This window comes from Vibrio sp. 1641 (assembly GCF_033339995.1).
Lineage (GTDB): Bacteria > Pseudomonadota > Gammaproteobacteria > Enterobacterales > Vibrionaceae > Vibrio > Vibrio alginolyticus.
In genome coordinates this window covers 1-707 of record NZ_JAWOVP010000176.1, presented here as the reverse complement: position 1 = coordinate 707, position 707 = coordinate 1, and the positions used below count along the sequence as shown (strand labels likewise).

The 707-nt window shown below is 47.4% G+C and carries 1 protein-coding gene; it reads right to left on the bottom strand.

Going from position 1 to position 707, the window contains the following annotated elements; translation table 11 throughout:
• Positions 1–16 precede the first annotated feature (16 nt).
• Positions 17–707 (bottom strand): alkaline phosphatase D family protein (locus tag R7Z47_RS24895; protein WP_318130769.1); only part of this gene is annotated, 691 nt, incomplete at its 5' end.

The window sequence follows — 707 nt, the reverse complement described above, 5'->3', positions numbered from 1 at the left end:
TTTTCGCCAGTTTAGATTAGATAATGTCTAACGTTGTGCCATTTGTCGTAGACGCCGACTTCGTCGTCACCTGATACTTTTTGTCTTTGATGGTCGATACCAAGTACCACGTCGATTGAGCGGCATCAGCTGTAAAGGTCACTCGCATAAAGCCACGTTGTTTGATGTCAGCCCATTGCAGCTCGGAGACTAAATGCGGCAAGGTGTATTCCATTTGAGCAATCGCCACCGGGTCCAACGCCAAATACTCTTCTAACCCCGGAGAGCTCACCGAGCTCGTCGCAAACTCGACCCCTATCGGATTATTTGACACATCTTTTAACTCACTTGCCCACGCGTTGTGAGTATCGCCCGCTAAACACACAAAATTGCCACTACTTGCTTTGGCCAGTTGGTAGACTTTTTCACGCTCGACATAGTAACCATCCCAAGCATCGAGGTTGTATGGCAGAGAAATGGGATCTGCACTTGGATCGGCAAGATAACCCGTGATCGCTGTATTCACCGCCAACAACGCTTCTGTTTTCTTCTCTTCTGTTGACGTAAACAGTTGGAACATCGCCGTCATCACTGAACTTGGTAGCTCCATTCGCGACATCAAAACTTGTTGGCCTAAAACGTTCCATTTTGCATCGTGCGTGTTGAACTCTTTAATCAACCAAGCAAGTTGTTCAGTGCCTAGCAGTTCTCTGTCTGCATTGCGTGAT